21 protein-coding genes and 1 rRNA gene are annotated in these 15,609 nt (G+C 35.3%); 20 read left to right on the top strand and 2 right to left on the bottom strand.

Going from position 1 to position 15,609, the window contains the following annotated elements:
- The 10 genes from rrf to rsmI all read left to right on the top strand — a co-directional run.
- Nucleotides 1-97 (top strand): 5S ribosomal RNA (gene rrf / locus JEOSCH030_RS03815); the annotation flags it as partial.
- Between the two features lie 95 nt (nucleotides 98-192).
- A complete protein-coding gene (locus tag JEOSCH030_RS03810) occupies nucleotides 193-1,422 on the top strand; it encodes an Orn/Lys/Arg family decarboxylase (protein WP_185125287.1) in 1,230 nt (409 codons plus the stop codon).
- 13 nt (nucleotides 1,423-1,435) lie between these two features.
- Nucleotides 1,436-2,068, top strand: a complete 633-nt coding sequence (gene tmk / locus JEOSCH030_RS03805) for a dTMP kinase (protein ID WP_185125286.1) — start codon at nucleotides 1,436-1,438, stop codon at nucleotides 2,066-2,068.
- Complete coding sequence (locus JEOSCH030_RS03800; RefSeq protein ID WP_026866209.1) at nucleotides 2,065-2,394, top strand: cyclic-di-AMP receptor; 330 nt, start codon at nucleotides 2,065-2,067, stop codon at nucleotides 2,392-2,394. Before tmk ends, JEOSCH030_RS03800 begins: the two co-directional genes overlap by 4 nt.
- 1 nt (nucleotide 2,395) lies before the next feature.
- On the top strand, nucleotides 2,396-3,301 hold the full coding sequence (locus JEOSCH030_RS03795) for a hypothetical protein (protein WP_185125285.1): 906 nt from the start codon (nucleotides 2,396-2,398) through the stop codon (nucleotides 3,299-3,301).
- 6 nt (nucleotides 3,302-3,307) lie between these two features.
- Nucleotides 3,308-4,117, top strand: coding sequence for a PSP1 domain-containing protein (locus JEOSCH030_RS03790; protein ID WP_185125284.1), 810 nt, complete (start codon nucleotides 3,308-3,310; stop codon nucleotides 4,115-4,117).
- Nucleotides 4,117-4,428: an initiation-control protein YabA gene (locus tag JEOSCH030_RS03785; protein ID WP_185125283.1), complete on the top strand. Its 312-nt coding sequence runs from the start codon at nucleotides 4,117-4,119 to the stop codon at nucleotides 4,426-4,428. Before JEOSCH030_RS03790 ends, JEOSCH030_RS03785 begins: the two co-directional genes overlap by 1 nt.
- 35 nt (nucleotides 4,429-4,463) lie before the next feature.
- The gene (locus JEOSCH030_RS03780) at nucleotides 4,464-5,204 is read left to right on the top strand and encodes a tRNA1(Val) (adenine(37)-N6)-methyltransferase (RefSeq protein ID WP_185125282.1); all 741 of its coding nucleotides are present in this window, start codon (nucleotides 4,464-4,466) and stop codon (nucleotides 5,202-5,204) included.
- Nucleotides 5,185-5,448 carry a GIY-YIG nuclease family protein gene (locus JEOSCH030_RS03775; protein ID WP_185125281.1) on the top strand — a complete coding sequence of 88 codons (264 nt, stop codon included), beginning with the start codon at nucleotides 5,185-5,187 and terminating at the stop codon, nucleotides 5,446-5,448. The genes JEOSCH030_RS03780 and JEOSCH030_RS03775 overlap by 20 nt, the downstream gene beginning before the upstream one ends.
- 2 nt (nucleotides 5,449-5,450) lie before the next feature.
- Nucleotides 5,451-6,263: a 16S rRNA (cytidine(1402)-2'-O)-methyltransferase gene (gene rsmI, locus JEOSCH030_RS03770; protein WP_328794780.1), complete on the top strand. Its 813-nt coding sequence runs from the start codon at nucleotides 5,451-5,453 to the stop codon at nucleotides 6,261-6,263.
- Nucleotides 6,264-6,302: 39 nt separating this feature from the next.
- On the opposite strand, the gene JEOSCH030_RS03765 is transcribed toward rsmI, so the two are convergent.
- On the bottom strand, nucleotides 6,303-6,581 hold the full coding sequence (locus JEOSCH030_RS03765; RefSeq protein ID WP_185125279.1) for an AbrB/MazE/SpoVT family DNA-binding domain-containing protein: 279 nt from the start codon (nucleotides 6,579-6,581) through the stop codon (nucleotides 6,303-6,305).
- Nucleotides 6,582-6,799: 218 nt separating this feature from the next.
- Here JEOSCH030_RS03765 and metG point away from each other — a divergent pair, with 218 nt between their 5' ends.
- The 7 genes from metG (at nucleotide 6,800) to JEOSCH030_RS03730 (ending at nucleotide 13,180) form a co-directional block, all read left to right on the top strand.
- Nucleotides 6,800-8,758: a methionine--tRNA ligase gene (gene metG / locus JEOSCH030_RS03760; RefSeq protein WP_185125278.1), complete on the top strand. Its 1,959-nt coding sequence runs from the start codon at nucleotides 6,800-6,802 to the stop codon at nucleotides 8,756-8,758.
- 16 nt (nucleotides 8,759-8,774) lie between these two features.
- Nucleotides 8,775-9,539, top strand: coding sequence for a TatD family hydrolase (locus JEOSCH030_RS03755; RefSeq protein ID WP_185125277.1), 765 nt, complete (start codon nucleotides 8,775-8,777; stop codon nucleotides 9,537-9,539).
- A gap of 94 nt (nucleotides 9,540-9,633) precedes the next feature.
- Nucleotides 9,634-10,191, top strand: a complete 558-nt coding sequence (gene rnmV / locus JEOSCH030_RS03750) for a ribonuclease M5 (RefSeq protein WP_185125276.1) — start codon at nucleotides 9,634-9,636, stop codon at nucleotides 10,189-10,191.
- Nucleotides 10,188-11,072: a 16S rRNA (adenine(1518)-N(6)/adenine(1519)-N(6))-dimethyltransferase RsmA gene (gene rsmA / locus JEOSCH030_RS03745; protein WP_185125275.1), complete on the top strand. Its 885-nt coding sequence runs from the start codon at nucleotides 10,188-10,190 to the stop codon at nucleotides 11,070-11,072. Before rnmV ends, rsmA begins: the two co-directional genes overlap by 4 nt.
- Nucleotides 11,073-11,147: 75 nt before the next feature.
- Nucleotides 11,148-11,414, top strand: coding sequence for a Veg family protein (locus JEOSCH030_RS03740; protein ID WP_026860087.1), 267 nt, complete (start codon nucleotides 11,148-11,150; stop codon nucleotides 11,412-11,414).
- Between the two features lie 111 nt (nucleotides 11,415-11,525).
- Nucleotides 11,526-12,617: an LLM class flavin-dependent oxidoreductase gene (locus tag JEOSCH030_RS03735; RefSeq protein ID WP_185125274.1), complete on the top strand. Its 1,092-nt coding sequence runs from the start codon at nucleotides 11,526-11,528 to the stop codon at nucleotides 12,615-12,617.
- Nucleotides 12,617-13,180: an NADPH-dependent FMN reductase gene (locus JEOSCH030_RS03730; protein ID WP_185125273.1), complete on the top strand. Its 564-nt coding sequence runs from the start codon at nucleotides 12,617-12,619 to the stop codon at nucleotides 13,178-13,180. The genes JEOSCH030_RS03735 and JEOSCH030_RS03730 overlap by 1 nt, the downstream gene beginning before the upstream one ends.
- 75 nt (nucleotides 13,181-13,255) lie before the next feature.
- Here JEOSCH030_RS03730 and JEOSCH030_RS03725 read toward each other — a convergent pair whose 3' ends face one another.
- Complete coding sequence (locus JEOSCH030_RS03725) at nucleotides 13,256-13,822, bottom strand: NADPH-dependent FMN reductase (protein WP_185125272.1); 567 nt, start codon at nucleotides 13,820-13,822, stop codon at nucleotides 13,256-13,258.
- Nucleotides 13,823-13,995: 173 nt separating this feature from the next.
- Here JEOSCH030_RS03725 and JEOSCH030_RS03720 point away from each other — a divergent pair, with 173 nt between their 5' ends.
- Genes JEOSCH030_RS03720 through JEOSCH030_RS03710 form a run of 3 tightly spaced genes read left to right on the top strand, consistent with a single transcriptional unit; the run spans nucleotide 13,996 to nucleotide 15,609 of the window.
- A complete protein-coding gene (locus JEOSCH030_RS03720; RefSeq protein ID WP_185125271.1) occupies nucleotides 13,996-14,196 on the top strand; it encodes a hypothetical protein in 201 nt (66 codons plus the stop codon).
- Entirely contained in the window at nucleotides 14,197-14,898 is a 702-nt protein-coding gene (locus tag JEOSCH030_RS03715) for a LytTR family DNA-binding domain-containing protein (protein ID WP_185125270.1), read from the top strand.
- A gap of 18 nt (nucleotides 14,899-14,916) precedes the next feature.
- A complete protein-coding gene (locus tag JEOSCH030_RS03710) occupies nucleotides 14,917-15,609 on the top strand; it encodes a hypothetical protein (RefSeq protein ID WP_185125269.1) in 693 nt (230 codons plus the stop codon).

Below are 15,609 nucleotides of genomic sequence, written 5' to 3'. Positions count from 1 at the left end.
GAGGCCACACCTGTTCCCATGTCGAACACAGTAGTTAAGCTCTCCAGCGCCGATGGTAGTTGGACTGACGTCCCGCAAGAGTAGGACGCTGCCAGGCTAGATAAACGTAATATGGATGCGATGAGCCGCATTGAGACCTTTTTAAGGTCTCTTTTTTTTATACTATAATATAGTTAAAAGAGAGGTGGATATATGACTTTAATCGAGAGACTTAAAGAGTTTACAAGTAATGAGTCAATTTCTATGCATGTACCGGGACATAAAAACAATACGATTGGAGATTTGAGTGATCTTCTCACTTTTAATTTTGATATGACGGAAATTAAAGGTTTAGATAATCTTCATGATCCAGTTGAAGTTTTAAAAGATTTGAATGGTTTTTTATCGAATAAGACACCAGGCTACTTTGCACAAGCTATGGTAAATGGTACAACGAATGGTATTTTGTCAGCGATATTTGCTCTTAGTAAAGAGTGTCAAACCTTTGTTTTATATGGGGACATCCATAAATCTATCTATCATGCTTTAGATTTAGTGTCTGCATCATATGAGATCATTACGAAGGAAGAATTATTCAATTATGATTATAGTGATAAGGCTCTCATTATTACGTCACCAAATTACGAAGGTAATATTTTAGAGAATATAAGTTCTTTAGTTTCATACGTACATGATAGGAATGGATATGTCTTAGTGGATTCTGCTCATGGTGCTCATCTTTCTATTACTGAGAACTTTCCGGAAGCTGCCTACCTATCAAAAGCTGACATTATTGTTGAATCTTATCATAAGATGCTACCAGCACTCACTATGGCATCTGTAATTTTTGTTAAAGAAGAGAGGCTATACAATGAAGTAATGACTTTTATCAATTACTTTGAAACATCGAGCCCCTCTTATTTAATCATGGCGTCTATAGAAAGTGCTCAACAATTCTATAATAACTATAAGGATGGTCTATTTTTTAAAAGAAGAAAAAAATTAATCGAGCATTTGAATCAACAAGGTATCTCGGTTAAAGAAGCAGATGATCCTTGTAAACTTTTACTGAATTGGCAACACGGACCTTATGCACTAGAAGATAGTTTAATTAATGAAAATATTTATGCTGAAATGACGACAGATTCTGGTGTGCTGTTTGTTTTACCTTTATGGCATGAAGGAGATTGTTATCCATATTCTCAACTATTGGACCGCTTAGAGCGTTTATGTCTAATAAAAAATGAAAATAATCAGGATAAAGATATCTCTAATTTATTAGGGAAAGTATGTGTTCAAAATGTTGTTCCTTATCCTCCAGGAATTCCTCTCGTTTTAAAAGGAGAAATTTTCACCGAAGCTGATTTAAAACAACTTCAACAATATCTGTTTAATCATGTTAAAATAGAGGGTATAGACTACAATATTAACTATTATGTATGAATGAGGCTTTAAGATGAGTTACTTCATTACCTTTGAGGGCCCAGAAGGCTCTGGGAAAACAACAGTAATCGACAGCGTATACAGAAAATTATCAGAGACAAGAGAAGTGATTAAGACAAGAGAACCTGGCGGAATTCCGATCAGCGAAAAGATTCGTGAAATACTTTTAGATAAAGGTAATGATATGGATGGCCGGACAGAAGCTTTGTTGTTTGCAGCATCTCGACGTCAGCATTTAGTAGAAAGAGTGATTCCAGCGCTAGAGACTGGTAAGATTGTCTTATGCGATCGCTTTATAGATAGTTCACTTGCTTACCAAGGTATAGCAAGAGAAATTGGTTTTCAAGATATAATGACAATTAATCAGTTCGCTATTGGTGGCTATATGCCAAACTTAACTATATATTTAAAGTTAGAGCCTGAAGTCGGTTTAAAGCGTATAAGCGACAACAAGAGAGAAGATAACCGACTTGATCAAGAGACCATAGGCTTTCATAACAAAGTTGTCTCGGGTTATAATGAATTATCGACACTTTATCCGGAACGGATTAAAGTTGTAGATGCAGATCAAGCGATTGAAAAAGTTGTTAGCGATACACTCACTATAATTGAAGATTATATAAATTCTAGAGGTGAAGATTTATGAAAATGGTAATTGCAATTGTGCAAGATCACGACAGCCAAAGATTGAACGATAAACTAACAAAAAATGATTTCCGAAACACTAAACTCGCATCTACTGGTGGGTTTTTAAGAGCAGGTAATACAACCTTCTTATGTGGTGTTGAAGATGCACGCGTAGATGAATTGCTAAAATTAATTGACGACACTTGTGGAAATAGAGAACAAACTGTTGCACCAGTTACACCAATGGGTGGAAATGCAGACTCATACATTCCTTATCCTGTAGAAGTAGAAGTTGGCGGAGCAACAGTATTCGTCCTTCCGATTGAACAATTCGAAAGATTCTAGTATGAGTAACAGTATTATTAAAGAACAGTTATTAAGAATAATTAAAAATCAAAAGCTGAGTCATACTTATATGTTTGAAGGAGATACTATAGAGACGCTTGCTAAATACAGTAAGTTCTTTGCTTTAAACATCTTTGGAAATTCAGAGCGTAACAAACTTTTGATTGAATCGGGAAACCATCCTGATTTGTATTACTTAAGAACACAAGAAAATACTATTAAAAAAGATGAAATCGGACAGCTTGTTCATCGAATGAATCAAAAACCAATTGAATCAGAGTATAAGGTGTATATCATTGAACAATTTGAAAAATTAACACCTCAAGCTGAAAATAGTATATTAAAATTTTTAGAGGAACCACCTGAAAAAACAATCGCAATTTTACTAACGATAAATAAAAGTGATATCCTACCGACTATCCATTCGAGAAGTCAGCATATTTTAATACAAGGTGAAGATCAGGACCGCTTAAATGCTTTAGAAAGTTTAAGTGACAGTGAGAAGAATATTGTGAATGTACTTTCTTTAAACGTACAACACATTAACGAAATGGCAGATAGATTTAGCCTTCTTACTAAAGAAGTTGTCAACTTTGCCAACCGCTGGATTCATAATCATCCTCTTGTTCTCATAGATATGAAACGCATGTTGGATTTATGTGATGATCGTAGGGATCAAGAACTTGTATTAGAACTCTTAAGTGGCTATATTAGGCAGGTTTTGCATACGACTATAGGGTTAAATGATTTTAAACCATTTGATGGACCAATGCCTGAAGGAAATGATATCCATCCTAGTAAACTGAGTCGAATGCTAGAGGAAGTTCAAAATGCTAATAAGTATTTATCGTTTAATGTAAATCCAATGCTTGTTTTTGAAGGGATGGTCATAGGTGCGAAAGGTTGATGGAAGATGCTTAAAATCATCAAGGTGACGCAACTTGATTATTTCGATAATTTATACATCACGTGTAGTGATGATTCTATAGAACGCAATGATTTTATCGTTGCAAAGACAAAACGTGGGCTTGAAGTTTTAAGAGTTGTTAAAGGCACTTATGAAATATCCAAGGATAACATTGTTGAGTCTGACGGAGAGTTTCTGCGTTTAGCGACAGAAGAAGATTTCATTACTTATAAAGAAAACGATAAAAAAGCTGAAGAAGCAATGAAATTCTGTCAGTCAGCAATAAGTGATGAAAATTTAGAGATGAGATTAGTTAATGCTAAATACACTTTGGATATGAATAAACTTATCTTTAATTTCACTTCTGATGAGCGTGTCGATTTTAGAAGCTTAGTGAGAACACTAGCAACAAAATTTAAAACTAGAATTGAACTTCGTCAAATTGGTGTAAGAGATGAAGCGAAATACTTAGGTGGAATTGGTCCTTGTGGACGTGCGCATTGCTGCTCCACTTTCTTAGGGGATTTTGCACCAGTAAGTATTCAGATGGCTAAGAATCAGGATTTATCTTTATCGCCTAGTAAAATTTCAGGTGCTTGCGGCAGACTAATGTGCTGCTTAAATTATGAAGATGAATACTATGAAGAAGCTAGAGTGAAATTACCGGATGTTGGTAGTAAGGTTAAGACGCCAGCTGGTCTCGGTAAAGTGATTGGTATTAATATCTTAGACCTAACAGTTCGAGTGAAAAGTAAAGATGACTACATCGAGGAATACACGGAAGAAGACCTTGCTCAGCTAGAGGTTGTGAATTAATGGACCGTGAGAAATTGTTCCTCCATATTCAACAGCTTGAACGTAATTTGAGATCTATGGATGAAGAAATGCAAATCCTAAAAGAATTAACAGTCAAACTTGTAGAAGAAAATGTAAGTTTAGAAATAGAAAAAGACAACTATGAGAAGCTATTATCGGAAAAAGAAGAGAAGAACTCTTCTTTCAAAGAAAATTCACTAAAAAGCTTATATGATGAAGGGTTTCATGTTTGCAGTATTCATTTTGGTACTCATAGACATGGTGATGATTGTCTATTTTGCCAATCATTCTTTAATGAAAGACAAAGTTAAGCAGCTGAGGCTGCTTTTCTTTTTGGAGTGATATTATGTTAAAGAAGAACGAGAGAATTGATCAATTATTTAGAGAGAACATGCAAATTATACAGTCTAGCGAGACTTTTTCCTTTTCTGTCGATGCACTCTTACTCAGTGATTTTGTTAAACTTAAAAAAAGAGATAAAAAGATTATGGATTTATGTAGTGGTAACGGCATTATTCCTTTGCTATTATCCCATCGCACTAATAGACCCATCGAAGCAATTGAAATCCAGGCACAACTTTGTGATATGGCAGAAAGAAGTTTCAATATAAATAATAAAGAAGATCAAATCACGATCCATAATTTAGATATTAAAGAAGTCAGAAATCATTTTGAACACTCCACTTTCGATGTTATTACAGTAAATCCACCATATTTTACCAATGACCAGCCCTTGAAACACATTGATGCAGCAAGTGCAGCAAGACATGAGATTCACATTGATTTAAATGGTATCGTCGCTGCATGCAGATATTTAATCACTAATAAAGGGCGTTTATATATGGTGCATAGAGCTGAGAGAAGTGCTGAAGTGTTTACCAGTTTACATAATAATGGATTTCGAGTCCGTCGTGCACAATACGTTTACAATGACGAAAATTCCAGTGAAGCAATGTTTGTTATTTTAGAAGCAATCTTCAACTCTAAAGCTTATGTAGATATTCTGCCGCCTTTTTATATTTATAAACTCGATAAAACATACTCTGAGGAGATGTTGGAGGTGTATTATGGCAGTGACAGAGAGTAAGGATACATTTTACGTCTATATATTGGAATGTGTAGACCATAGCTTATACACTGGTTACACAACAGATATTGATGCACGAATCAATAAACATAATGCGGGACTAGGGGCAAAATATACCAGAGGTAGACGACCAGTGACACTTCGTTATGTTGAAATGTATGACACTAAGAGTGACGCCTTGAAAAGAGAGTATGCGATTAAGCAGTTATCAAAACAAGCTAAGATGAAGTTGATAGGAGGTTGAGTATGTTATACATTACGGGTACACCAATTGGTAATTTAGAAGATATGTCTTACAGGGCAGTTAAAACCTTAAACGAAGTTGATGAGATTTTATGTGAGGATACGCGTACCACAAAGAAACTCACGAATCATTTTGATATAACAACGCCTCTAAGAAGCTATCATGATTTTAATAAAGAAGAAGTTACAGAAGATATTGTCGAAAAAATTAGAGCAGGTAAACACTTTGCTCTAGTTACAGATGCGGGTATGCCTGTCATATCTGATCCTGGTTTTGAGTTAGTGAGTCGTCTTCAAGATGAAAATCTTCCTTATATTGTCATACCAGCAGCTTCTGCATTTACTATGGGGCTTGTAGCAAGTGGTATTGCTTCTTATGAATTTACTTACTTTGGATTTTTACCTAAGTCTAGCTCTAAGAGACAAGAAAAATTATCAGAGATTATGCACCATAATATGACGAGTGTCCTATATGAATCTCCACATCGTATGAAGGCTTTATTGGAAGATATTAGTAAAATTGATGATGAGAGAATTGTCTCAATTTCTAGAGAGATTACAAAGAAATTCGAACAACACTACCGAACAACAGCAACTGACCTTCTTAGTAAGCTTGATAAGGAAATTCCTTTAAAAGGAGAGTTTGTTGTGGTTATTTCAGCATATGAAGAAGAGGCAGTCCAATTTACGGGGTCTGCTAAGGAGCATGTGAGTAGCTTGATTGCGGATGGAATGAAACCTAAGGATGCTATAAAATTAGTAGCGGAATTAAGAGGTTTGAAAAAACAAGAAGTGTACGATGAATTTCACAAATAAAAAAAGCCACAAAGAATCTTCATGGCTGAACTCAAAAGTTTATTTATCGAGTTTTCTTTTAATTTCATTAATTAATAGTTCTGCACCTTCAGGACTCAAGACGATTTTACCGTCTGCTAAGGACAAATTATCATCAGATACATCGCCAGTTATTGCACAAGTCATACGAGGTTGATATTTTTTCAAGATGATTTTATCGTCATCAGTGAAAATTTCAAGAGCGTCTTTTACTTCTATATCAAGTACGCGACGTAATTCAATCGGAATCACGATGCGTCCAAGTTCATCGACTTTGCGCACAATTCCAGTAGATTTCATTGAGAATTCCCCCTACTAAATTTCCCAAACCATAATCAGTAGATCACTGAGTAAATTATTTCTAAATTTATCAATGAAATAATGACTTAAAACTTTATGGTAATTGGATAAACATGACTATAGCATAAATCACTTTTGAAAACTATTAAAAACTGTCTTGAATTGAAAAAAACCCATTTTTTAGATATATTAGATAAGTATATTATAGGAGGAAAACCATGACTAAACCAACATTTTATATTACCACGCCAATTTATTATCCGAGTGGCAAACTTCACATTGGAAATGCTTATACAACCATTGCTTGTGACGTGATGGCACGATACAAACGTTTGCGTGGCTTTGATGTGTACTATTTGACCGGTACAGATGAACACGGTCAAAAAATTGAGCAAAAAGCAGAAGACATGAATATTTCTCCGCAGAAATATGTTGATGACATGGCTGATACAATTAAAGAATTATGGGAAAAACTAGATATCACATATGATCAGTTTATCCGCACAACAAGTGATCAACATAAGAAAGCTGTTCAGTATATATTTGATCGTTTACTTGAACAAGGTGATATTTACCTTGGGGAATATGAAGGTTGGTATTCAGTTCAAGACGAGGAGTTCTTCACTGAAACTCAACTAGAAGAAGTATACCGTGATGAGAATGGCAAGATGATTGGTGGAAGAGCACCAAGTGGTCACGATGTTGAACTTGTAAAAGAAGAAAGTTATTTCTTTAGAATGAGTAAATATGCAGACCGCTTAGTTAAGTATTATGAAGATCATCCTGATTTTATTCAGCCAGAAAAACGCAAAAATGAAATGCTGAATAACTTTATTAAACCTGGCCTTGAAGACCTTGCTGTTTCAAGAACAACCTTTACATGGGGTGTACCAGTAAAATCTGATCCAAAACATGTTGTCTACGTGTGGATTGATGCCTTAGCGAACTATATCACTGCACTTGGTTATGGTTCTGATAACGACGACTTATTCAAAAAATATTGGCCAGCAGATGTGCATATGATTGGTAAAGAAATCGTACGTTTCCACGCTATTTATTGGCCGATCATGCTCATGGCATTAGATTTACCACTACCAAAAAAATTGCTTGGACACGGTTGGCTTCTAATGAAAGATGGCAAGATGTCTAAATCTAAAGGAAATGTCATCTATCCAGATCAAATCGTTGATCGTTATGGCTTAGACTCCTTGAGATATTATCTGATGAGAGAAGTGCCTTTTGGCTCTGATGGGGTATTCACGCCAGAGTCCTTTATCGAAAGAACGAACTTTGACTTGGCGAATGATTTAGGAAACCTTGTCAATCGTACAATCTCTATGATTAATAAGTATTTCGATGGAGAACTACCTTCTTACACTGGGGCTCACAATGAAATAGATGAAAATCTCGAGTCTGTTGTTAAACAAAGTATTGAAGACTATGAAAAAGAAATGGAAAATATGAAGTTCAATAACGCTTTAAGAGCAGTGTGGACAATTATCAGTCGCTCTAATAAGTACATTGACGAAACAGCACCTTGGGTCTTGGCTAAAGATGAAGCTAAAAAGGATGAACTTGGAAATGTAATGGTCCATCTCGCTGAAAACATCCGTATTACAGCAGTCTTGTTACAACCTTATTTAACACATGGACCAAAAGAAATCTTTAGACAATTGAACATTGAAGATGAAAACCAACAATCTTATGATTCAGTTCTTACTTATGGTGTGATTAAGACTTCAGGGAGCTTATCTAAACCGACACCTATCTATCCGAGATTAGACGTTGAAGAAGAAGTAAACCACATTAAAGAACAGATGCGTCCATCAACACCAGTTGCAGAGGATGAAACTGAAAAAATTACTATCGATGATTTTGGTAAGGTAGAAATTAAAGTAGCAACAATAATCGGTGCAAAAGCTGTTAAAAAAGCAGATAAACTCCTAAAAATCCAAGTTGATCTTGGTAATGAAGAACGTCAAATTGTTTCTGGTATTCATGAACATTATGAACCAGGAGATATTATTGGTAAGAAAGTATTAGTAGTGACTAATCTTCAACCTGTAACACTTCGTGGAGAAAAATCAGAAGGTATGATTTTAACTGCTGAAAAAGGCAATCGTTTAACCTTGATTGATGTGCCTGACGGTATTGAAAACGGAAGCATCGTAAAATAAGTTCAGGAGTGATTCTATGTTGATTGATACGCACGTACATTTAAATGCAGAACAGTATGTAGATGACTTAGATGAAGTGATTGAACGTGCTAGAGAAAACGGCATTGAAAAAATGGTCGTCATCGGTTGTGATAGACCAACTATTGAACGAACGATGGAACTCATCGATGAGCATGAGGATATCTATGGAGTAATCGGTTGGCATCCCGTCGATGCTATTGATTGTACAGATGAAGATCTAGAGTGGATTGAACAATTGTCTAAGCACGAAAAAATCGTGGGAATCGGTGAAATGGGCTTAGATTATCACTGGGATAAATCACCTAAAGATGTACAAAAGGATTTGTTTAAAAAGCAAATTGAATTAGCGAAACGTGTCAACTTACCTATTATCATTCACAATAGAGAGGCAACAGAAGATTGTGTAGCTATTTTAAAAGAAATGCATGCCGAAAAAATTGGGGGAATCATGCATGCCTTCAGTGGTGACGAAAGTGTTGCCGATGAAATCATTGATATGAATTTCTACGTTTCACTCGGTGGGCCAGTGACCTTTAAAAATGCTCAATTACCAAAAGATATTGCTGTGCATGTGCCAATAGACCGCTTACTAGTAGAAACTGATGCCCCATATTTAACCCCGCATCCATACAGAGGTAAAAGAAATGAACCTGCTTATGTAAAATTAGTGGCGGAAAAAATTGCAGAACTTCGTCAAATCTCTTATGAAGAATTGGCTCAAACAACAAGTGAAAATGCAAAGCGACTGTTTAAAATATAGTTATAACTGACATCCGTGTAGTACTTTCTACACGGATGTTCTCGTTTTGTGAGAAAAATATGGTATGATACAAAACGAATATAGAGGTGATTAGATGGATAAACCCATCATAAATGAAGTGATTATAGTAGAAGGTAGAGATGACACGAGACGATTAAAAGAAGCGGTCATCTGCCAAACTATAGAGACAAATGGCTCTGCAATAAATGAAAGAACATTACAGGAAATAGAAGTTGCCTTGAAGACACGAGGTGCAATTATTTTTACAGATCCTGATTTTCCAGGTCATAAGATTAGAAATACTATAGTTGAAAGATTTCCGAATATTAAAGAAGCATTTTTACCGAAACACCAAGCTAAAGGTGCGCATGGTATTGGTGTTGAACATGCTAAAATTGAGGATATTAGAAATGCTTTAAAAGATTCGTTGACGAGTCAGGAAATTAAAGAAGAGACTTTGACTGTTCAAGATATGCAGCACTTAGGTTTATCAGGCAATGCCGCGGCCAAAAAGAGAAGAGAATACTTAACAGAGCGCTTAAATATCGGTTATGCAAATGCCAATCAACTTCGTAAAAAACTTAACCGTTATCAGATTTCCTATGAAAAACTATCAAAAATTTTAACAGAGCTAGAAGGTGATGAGAAATGAAATATATTGCAAGTGTAGGTAAGACTAAAGAAATACTAAACAAACATCGCTTTAGCTTTAAGAAGAGCCTAGGACAAAATTTTTTAATCGATTCAAATGTGATTAAAGAAGTTGTTTATAAAGCGGATATCGATAAAAACACTGGTGTGATAGAAGTTGGTCCAGGGATTGGATCCTTGACCGAACATTTAGCAATTCATGCAAAAAAGGTTCTCGCTTTTGAAATAGACCAGAGATTGATACCAGTTTTGGATGACACACTATCCGCTTATGACAACGTCACTGTGATTAATCAAGACATTTTAGAAGCAGACGTCTCACAGTACATCCAAGAACATCTTAGTGATTGTGATGATATTGTTGTAGTCGCAAACCTACCTTATTATATTACAACCCCAATCATACTCAATTTCTTAAATGCAAATCTGCCAATTTCAAGATATTATGTCATGATGCAAAAAGAAGTAGGCGAAAGAATTAGTGCTAAGCCTAATACAAAAGCATACGGCTCTCTATCCATTGCTATAGACTATTACACTGAAGCAAAAACTGTACAGAATGTCCCAAAAACAGTCTTCATGCCACCGCCGAACGTTGACTCAATCATAGTTGAGTTAAAAACAAGAAGTGAGAAAAAGGTTGAAGTAGACGATGAGGAAAGCTTCTTCAAGTTAACTAGAGGTGCATTTTTACATCGACGTAAAACAATTTTAAATAACTATCAAAGCCTTTTTATGGATGGTAAAAAGAAAAAAGATGAAATCAGAGCATTATTTTCAGCTGCGGATATTGAACCTAGCCGTCGCGGAGAAAGCCTAAGCCTTGAAGATTACCAAAAAATATACCATGCTTTCAAAGAAAGTGACTTGGAATTTATCTAGTTCTATATAATATTGGCTATTTTTTGACAGAATTATGTAAACTTGCTATAATAGTATTTAGTGAGGTGGGGTATAATGCCAAAAACATTAATCGACATCAAAAAGATTCTTGATTGTCAGTTAGGAAATCCATGTGTACTTCGTGCTAACGGAGGACGCAAGAAGTTGATTGAAAGAAAAGGTATTTTAAGAGAGACTTATCCATCGATTTTCGTAGTTGAACTAGATCAAGACGAACACAATTTCGAACGTGTATCTTATACATACACCGACGTATTAACATCAAACGTAGAAGTAACTTTCTATAATGACGACTTTACAGAAGAATTTCTTATTCAATAACATATGACAAAACCATCCGAAAGGATGGTTTTTTATTTTATGAGCTAAAAAACTGACTAATCCTAGTACTTACATATATATTAGATTTAAAGATAATTAGGAGTGAAATATATGGACTCTCGAAATCGACATATAGTTCCGAAGATAGATTTAAAGAATGGTATAGAGTTCGGTATATATACACTTGCTGATCATTTGCCTAATCCATATACAAAGGAACGAATTTCAGCTGGTCAGAGAATTAAGGATATTATAGAAATGGGAAGATATGCAGAACAAGCAGGTTTTGATATTTTCCAAGTTGGTGAGTCACATCAGGACTACTTTGTTGGTCAGGCACATACAGTGATTTTATCTGCTCTCGCTCAAGCGACAAAAACTATAAAATTGTCATCGGGTTCAACTATCATTAGCACTTCGGATCCAGTGCGTGTGTTTGAAGATGCAGCAACCATTGATTTGATTTCTGATGGACGAATGGAACTCGTTGCCGGTCGAGCTTCAAGAGTCGGGCTTTATGACTTATTAGGATATAATCTTGACGATTATGAGGCACTTTTTGAAGAGAAGTTTAAATTACTCTTAGAAATAAATGAAAATGAGTATGTTAACTGGCAAGGGGAATATAGAGCGCCATTAAAAAATGCCCATGTGATTCCGAGACCAGACAATGAACAAAAAGGTCTACCAATATGGAGGGCTGTAGGTGGGGCTCTAGCTTCTGCCTACAAGGCTGGGCAAGAAGGGGTGCCAATGTATCTCGCGCATCTTGGTGGACCAGCAGAGGCCTTTAAAAGCAGGGTAGATGTTTATCGTGAAGCGGCTGTTCAGGCCGGACATGATGTCAAGAACCTACCAATTGCTACTGCAGGATTTCTTTTTGCTCATGAGAATATGATTGAAGCATATAAACAGTATTATCCTCATATTAACGAAGGCCATATGAAAACAAATGGCAGTGGCTTTCCAAAAGCAGCATTTAATGAAGGTAAAGACAGACGCAGTGTATTGAATGTTGGAGATCCAAAACTAATTGTCGAAAAAATCTTATATCAACACGAATTGTTTAACAATTCAAGGTATATTGGTCAGCTTGACTTTGGCGGGGTACCTTTAGATGATGTTAAGAGAAATATTGATATTATTGGTGAAAAAATCTTACCTGAAGTGAAAAAACATACAAGAACTAAGGAGGAAGAATAATGAAAGTTGCAGTGATTAGTGGATCAGTAGTAGGAAGTAAAACGCGTAAAGCAACTACTGAACTTGCAGAAAAAATAAAAGCACTTGGTGGCCATGAATTAGAATACATTGATTTAAAAGAATATGATTTTCCTTTTTCTGATGGGAGAAACTACTTAGATTATGGTGGCTCGACTTCAGAAGCTCTTAAAAAAATTATGGATGCTGAAGTGATTTTTATTGGCACACCTATTTTCCAAGCCTCAATACCAGGGACATTAAAAAATCTTTTTGATCTACTTCCAGCAGATGGTTTTAGAGATAAAACAGTCGGCTTGGTAGTAACAGCCGGTTCACTGAGACACTATTTAGTCGCTGAGCAACAACTCAAACCAATTCTGTCATACATGAAAGCGAATATTGTGCAAAGTTATGTATATATAACTGATTTGGACTTTTCAAAAGAAGGTATAGAAAGTGATGACATCTTACTAAGATTGGATAATCTGATTGATAGTACCTTCAATGTTGCAAGTGCACAGAAGAAGGTCATTCAAGAATATAGCGATTCCTTTGGATTTTAAGTCTTTTTCTTAAAAAATTAGATAAAAAAAGTAGCATACGTCAATTTGACGTGTGCTACTTTTTTGTGTTTTAACTTATCTAATCGTTTTGAAAGCTTTAGCCCAGTTCGCTGTAGTTGTAACAACTGCTTCGATTGTAGCAGTGTGTACTTCAGCTGGTTTGAATGTAGACATGTTTTCGAAATCAGTGAATAAGCTGAATGCTCCGAAAGGTCCAACTGTAGCAACATTGAAGTTAGCTAAGATTTGACGTAGTGATTGTGTAGCTGCAACACCTAATGTTGAACCGTAACCTACGATACCAGCAGGTTTGTTACCAAACTCTGGTCCTAAGTAGTCAATTTGACTCTTAAGTACAGTTGAAGTTGATTTGTTGTATTCAGGTGTGATGAAGATGAAACCATCTAATGAGTCAACTTTTTGTGACCAACGGTTGATGTCTTCACTTGTATACTGTTTGTTAGCCATTGCTGGTGGCATAGCTTCATTGAAAAGTGGAAGCTCATAGTCTTTAATATCGACAATTTCAAATTCTGCATCGTCAATGTTTAATTTATCAGCAAGTTCTTTTACCCATTCTGCTACTTGTAAGTTAACGCGTCCTTCGCGTACACTTCCAGTAATAATTCCAATTTTAGTCATTAAATATACCTCCGAGGTGTGAAAATAATATTGAGTTACATTATGTAACTGCTCTTAATATACAATACTTCGAAAGAGAAATAAAGTCTTTTTGCCCAAATATTATCGAAAATTGTAATGATTACGTTTACATGATAAATTTAAGTGTGAAAATAATGCTGGAGGACGATTTGATGAACTTAGAAATAGCTTCTTTGATTGGTAAATCGACACAAGATAAAATTCAAATACATAAGGGAGAGTCTTATGCAGTACAAATGCCTTATGATTATTTTGAAAAATTAACGAAAATTGTTAGAACATCGGATTCCAATGTTTTTACTAATGACATTCCAATCTATAAGCGTATCACTTTTAGAGATCACATTAAGTAATTGAAGAAATGGTATAATAGTGACTTAAAAGTAAATGACTTAATCCAGCAGTTTAAAATTACTGATCCTGATGAAAAGCTTTCTAAAGAAAACAAGAATGAAGTTCAAAAGCTCAATTATATACATGCCTTGTTAACAGATGAAGAACACATCGTCTTTATTGATCCTTTTCTACACACTATTAATGACAATATCCATCTGTTTCATAAGATGAAACGACAGCTCCTTGATCAAAATAAGTCACTCTTAGTCGTGACATCTCGTCTAGAAGATGCCTTTGTCTTACAAGCTGATGTAATGAAGATTAATGATGAGGGCTTGAAAGTTGTAGAGACAACAGAAAACACTGATGGTAAAGAATCTTTAAATACAAAAGTGAAAGTAAAAGCGAATGATAAGACGATTTTCGTGGATATTTCTGAAATAGAATTTCTAGAGAGTCAGGATGGTAAGGTGTACATTAATCTAGATGGCGAGAAATTTATGATGGAAACAACTTTGCAAAATGCAGAAGATGAGTTGAGTGGACATGGCTTCTATCGTTGTCATCGATCTTACATCGTCAATCTACATAAGGTAAAGGAAATTATTACTTGGTCAAAAAATGCTTACTCTGTGATTATCGACAACAATGAAGAATCTAAGATTCCCTTATCTAGAGCGAAATATAATGAAATTCAAGAACGACTCATCACATTATAGGTAGGGTGACTGATTATAATGCACAAAATATACGCCACAATTTACCGTGATTTTAAAGAATACCTTGCTAATTATTCTGTCTTCACTCTTTTTTTAATGCCTATCGGGATGGCAGTGATTTATCGGATGATTGGACAAGATGTTGGTGAAGCTCTACCTAACCTAATGGTGTTCATAATAATTGGTATAGTCCTAGCAGCTGTAACGACAAATGTGCCACTAACTTTATTTGCTGATGAGATAGAACACGGTATGATTCGTATGGTGGTTAAAGATAAAAAAGATCTTCTTTTAATGATTGTGGGAAGAAGTTCACTCGTCATTCTAATGTCAATCTTGTTAATTATCGCCTCACTTTTAATTGTTGATCGCATGAGCATCTTATCACTCAGTTTGGCACTAGGATTGTTTCTTGCCATGTTAGTATTCTTGAATCTTGGAATACTGGCTGGGATTCGGTCAAAATTAGAAACAACTTCTACAGTTGCCGGTGTCATTATCTTATTTTTACTCGGTATGACACCGATTGTTGAGAGCATGGGACTCACAAATATATCGTTTATCAAATTTTTAATAGACCTAACACCGGTTTATCAGCTGATAGCGATACAAAATAACGCTAGTGTAATGCCCTTCATTATTTTACTTGTGTGGCTAGGAGTCACTATGTTCCTTATCTTTAGAAGTTTAGACATACATGAGAAGCCCTAA

The sequence above is a fragment of the Jeotgalicoccus meleagridis genome (genome assembly GCF_903994045.1).
GTDB classification, from domain to species: domain Bacteria; phylum Bacillota; class Bacilli; order Staphylococcales; family Salinicoccaceae; genus Jeotgalicoccus; species Jeotgalicoccus meleagridis.
This window is presented reverse-complemented; position numbering and strand designations above follow the sequence as displayed.

Coding starts and splice junctions, on each gene's coding strand:
- tmk (WP_185125286.1), top strand. CDS start 1,436: ATGAGTTACTTCATTACCTTTGAGGGCCCAGAAGGCTCTGGGAAAACA.
- JEOSCH030_RS03785 (WP_185125283.1), top strand. CDS start 4,117: ATGGACCGTGAGAAATTGTTCCTCCATATTCAACAGCTTGAACGTAAT.
- metG (WP_185125278.1), top strand. CDS start 6,800: ATGACTAAACCAACATTTTATATTACCACGCCAATTTATTATCCGAGT.
- rsmI (WP_328794780.1), top strand. CDS start 5,451: ATGTTATACATTACGGGTACACCAATTGGTAATTTAGAAGATATGTCT.
- JEOSCH030_RS03795 (WP_185125285.1), top strand. CDS start 2,396: ATGAGTAACAGTATTATTAAAGAACAGTTATTAAGAATAATTAAAAAT.
- rnmV (WP_185125276.1), top strand. CDS start 9,634: ATGGATAAACCCATCATAAATGAAGTGATTATAGTAGAAGGTAGAGAT.
- JEOSCH030_RS03780 (WP_185125282.1), top strand. CDS start 4,464: ATGTTAAAGAAGAACGAGAGAATTGATCAATTATTTAGAGAGAACATG.
- JEOSCH030_RS03800 (WP_026866209.1), top strand. CDS start 2,065: ATGAAAATGGTAATTGCAATTGTGCAAGATCACGACAGCCAAAGATTG.
- JEOSCH030_RS03725 (WP_185125272.1), bottom strand. CDS start 13,822: ATGACTAAAATTGGAATTATTACTGGAAGTGTACGCGAAGGACGCGTT.
- JEOSCH030_RS03710 (WP_185125269.1), top strand. CDS start 14,917: ATGCACAAAATATACGCCACAATTTACCGTGATTTTAAAGAATACCTT.
- rsmA (WP_185125275.1), top strand. CDS start 10,188: ATGAAATATATTGCAAGTGTAGGTAAGACTAAAGAAATACTAAACAAA.
- JEOSCH030_RS03720 (WP_185125271.1), top strand. CDS start 13,996: ATGAACTTAGAAATAGCTTCTTTGATTGGTAAATCGACACAAGATAAA.
- JEOSCH030_RS03755 (WP_185125277.1), top strand. CDS start 8,775: ATGTTGATTGATACGCACGTACATTTAAATGCAGAACAGTATGTAGAT.
- JEOSCH030_RS03730 (WP_185125273.1), top strand. CDS start 12,617: ATGAAAGTTGCAGTGATTAGTGGATCAGTAGTAGGAAGTAAAACGCGT.
- JEOSCH030_RS03765 (WP_185125279.1), bottom strand. CDS start 6,581: ATGAAATCTACTGGAATTGTGCGCAAAGTCGATGAACTTGGACGCATC.
- JEOSCH030_RS03810 (WP_185125287.1), top strand. CDS start 193: ATGACTTTAATCGAGAGACTTAAAGAGTTTACAAGTAATGAGTCAATT.
- JEOSCH030_RS03775 (WP_185125281.1), top strand. CDS start 5,185: ATGGCAGTGACAGAGAGTAAGGATACATTTTACGTCTATATATTGGAA.
- JEOSCH030_RS03735 (WP_185125274.1), top strand. CDS start 11,526: ATGGACTCTCGAAATCGACATATAGTTCCGAAGATAGATTTAAAGAAT.
- JEOSCH030_RS03790 (WP_185125284.1), top strand. CDS start 3,308: ATGCTTAAAATCATCAAGGTGACGCAACTTGATTATTTCGATAATTTA.
- JEOSCH030_RS03740 (WP_026860087.1), top strand. CDS start 11,148: ATGCCAAAAACATTAATCGACATCAAAAAGATTCTTGATTGTCAGTTA.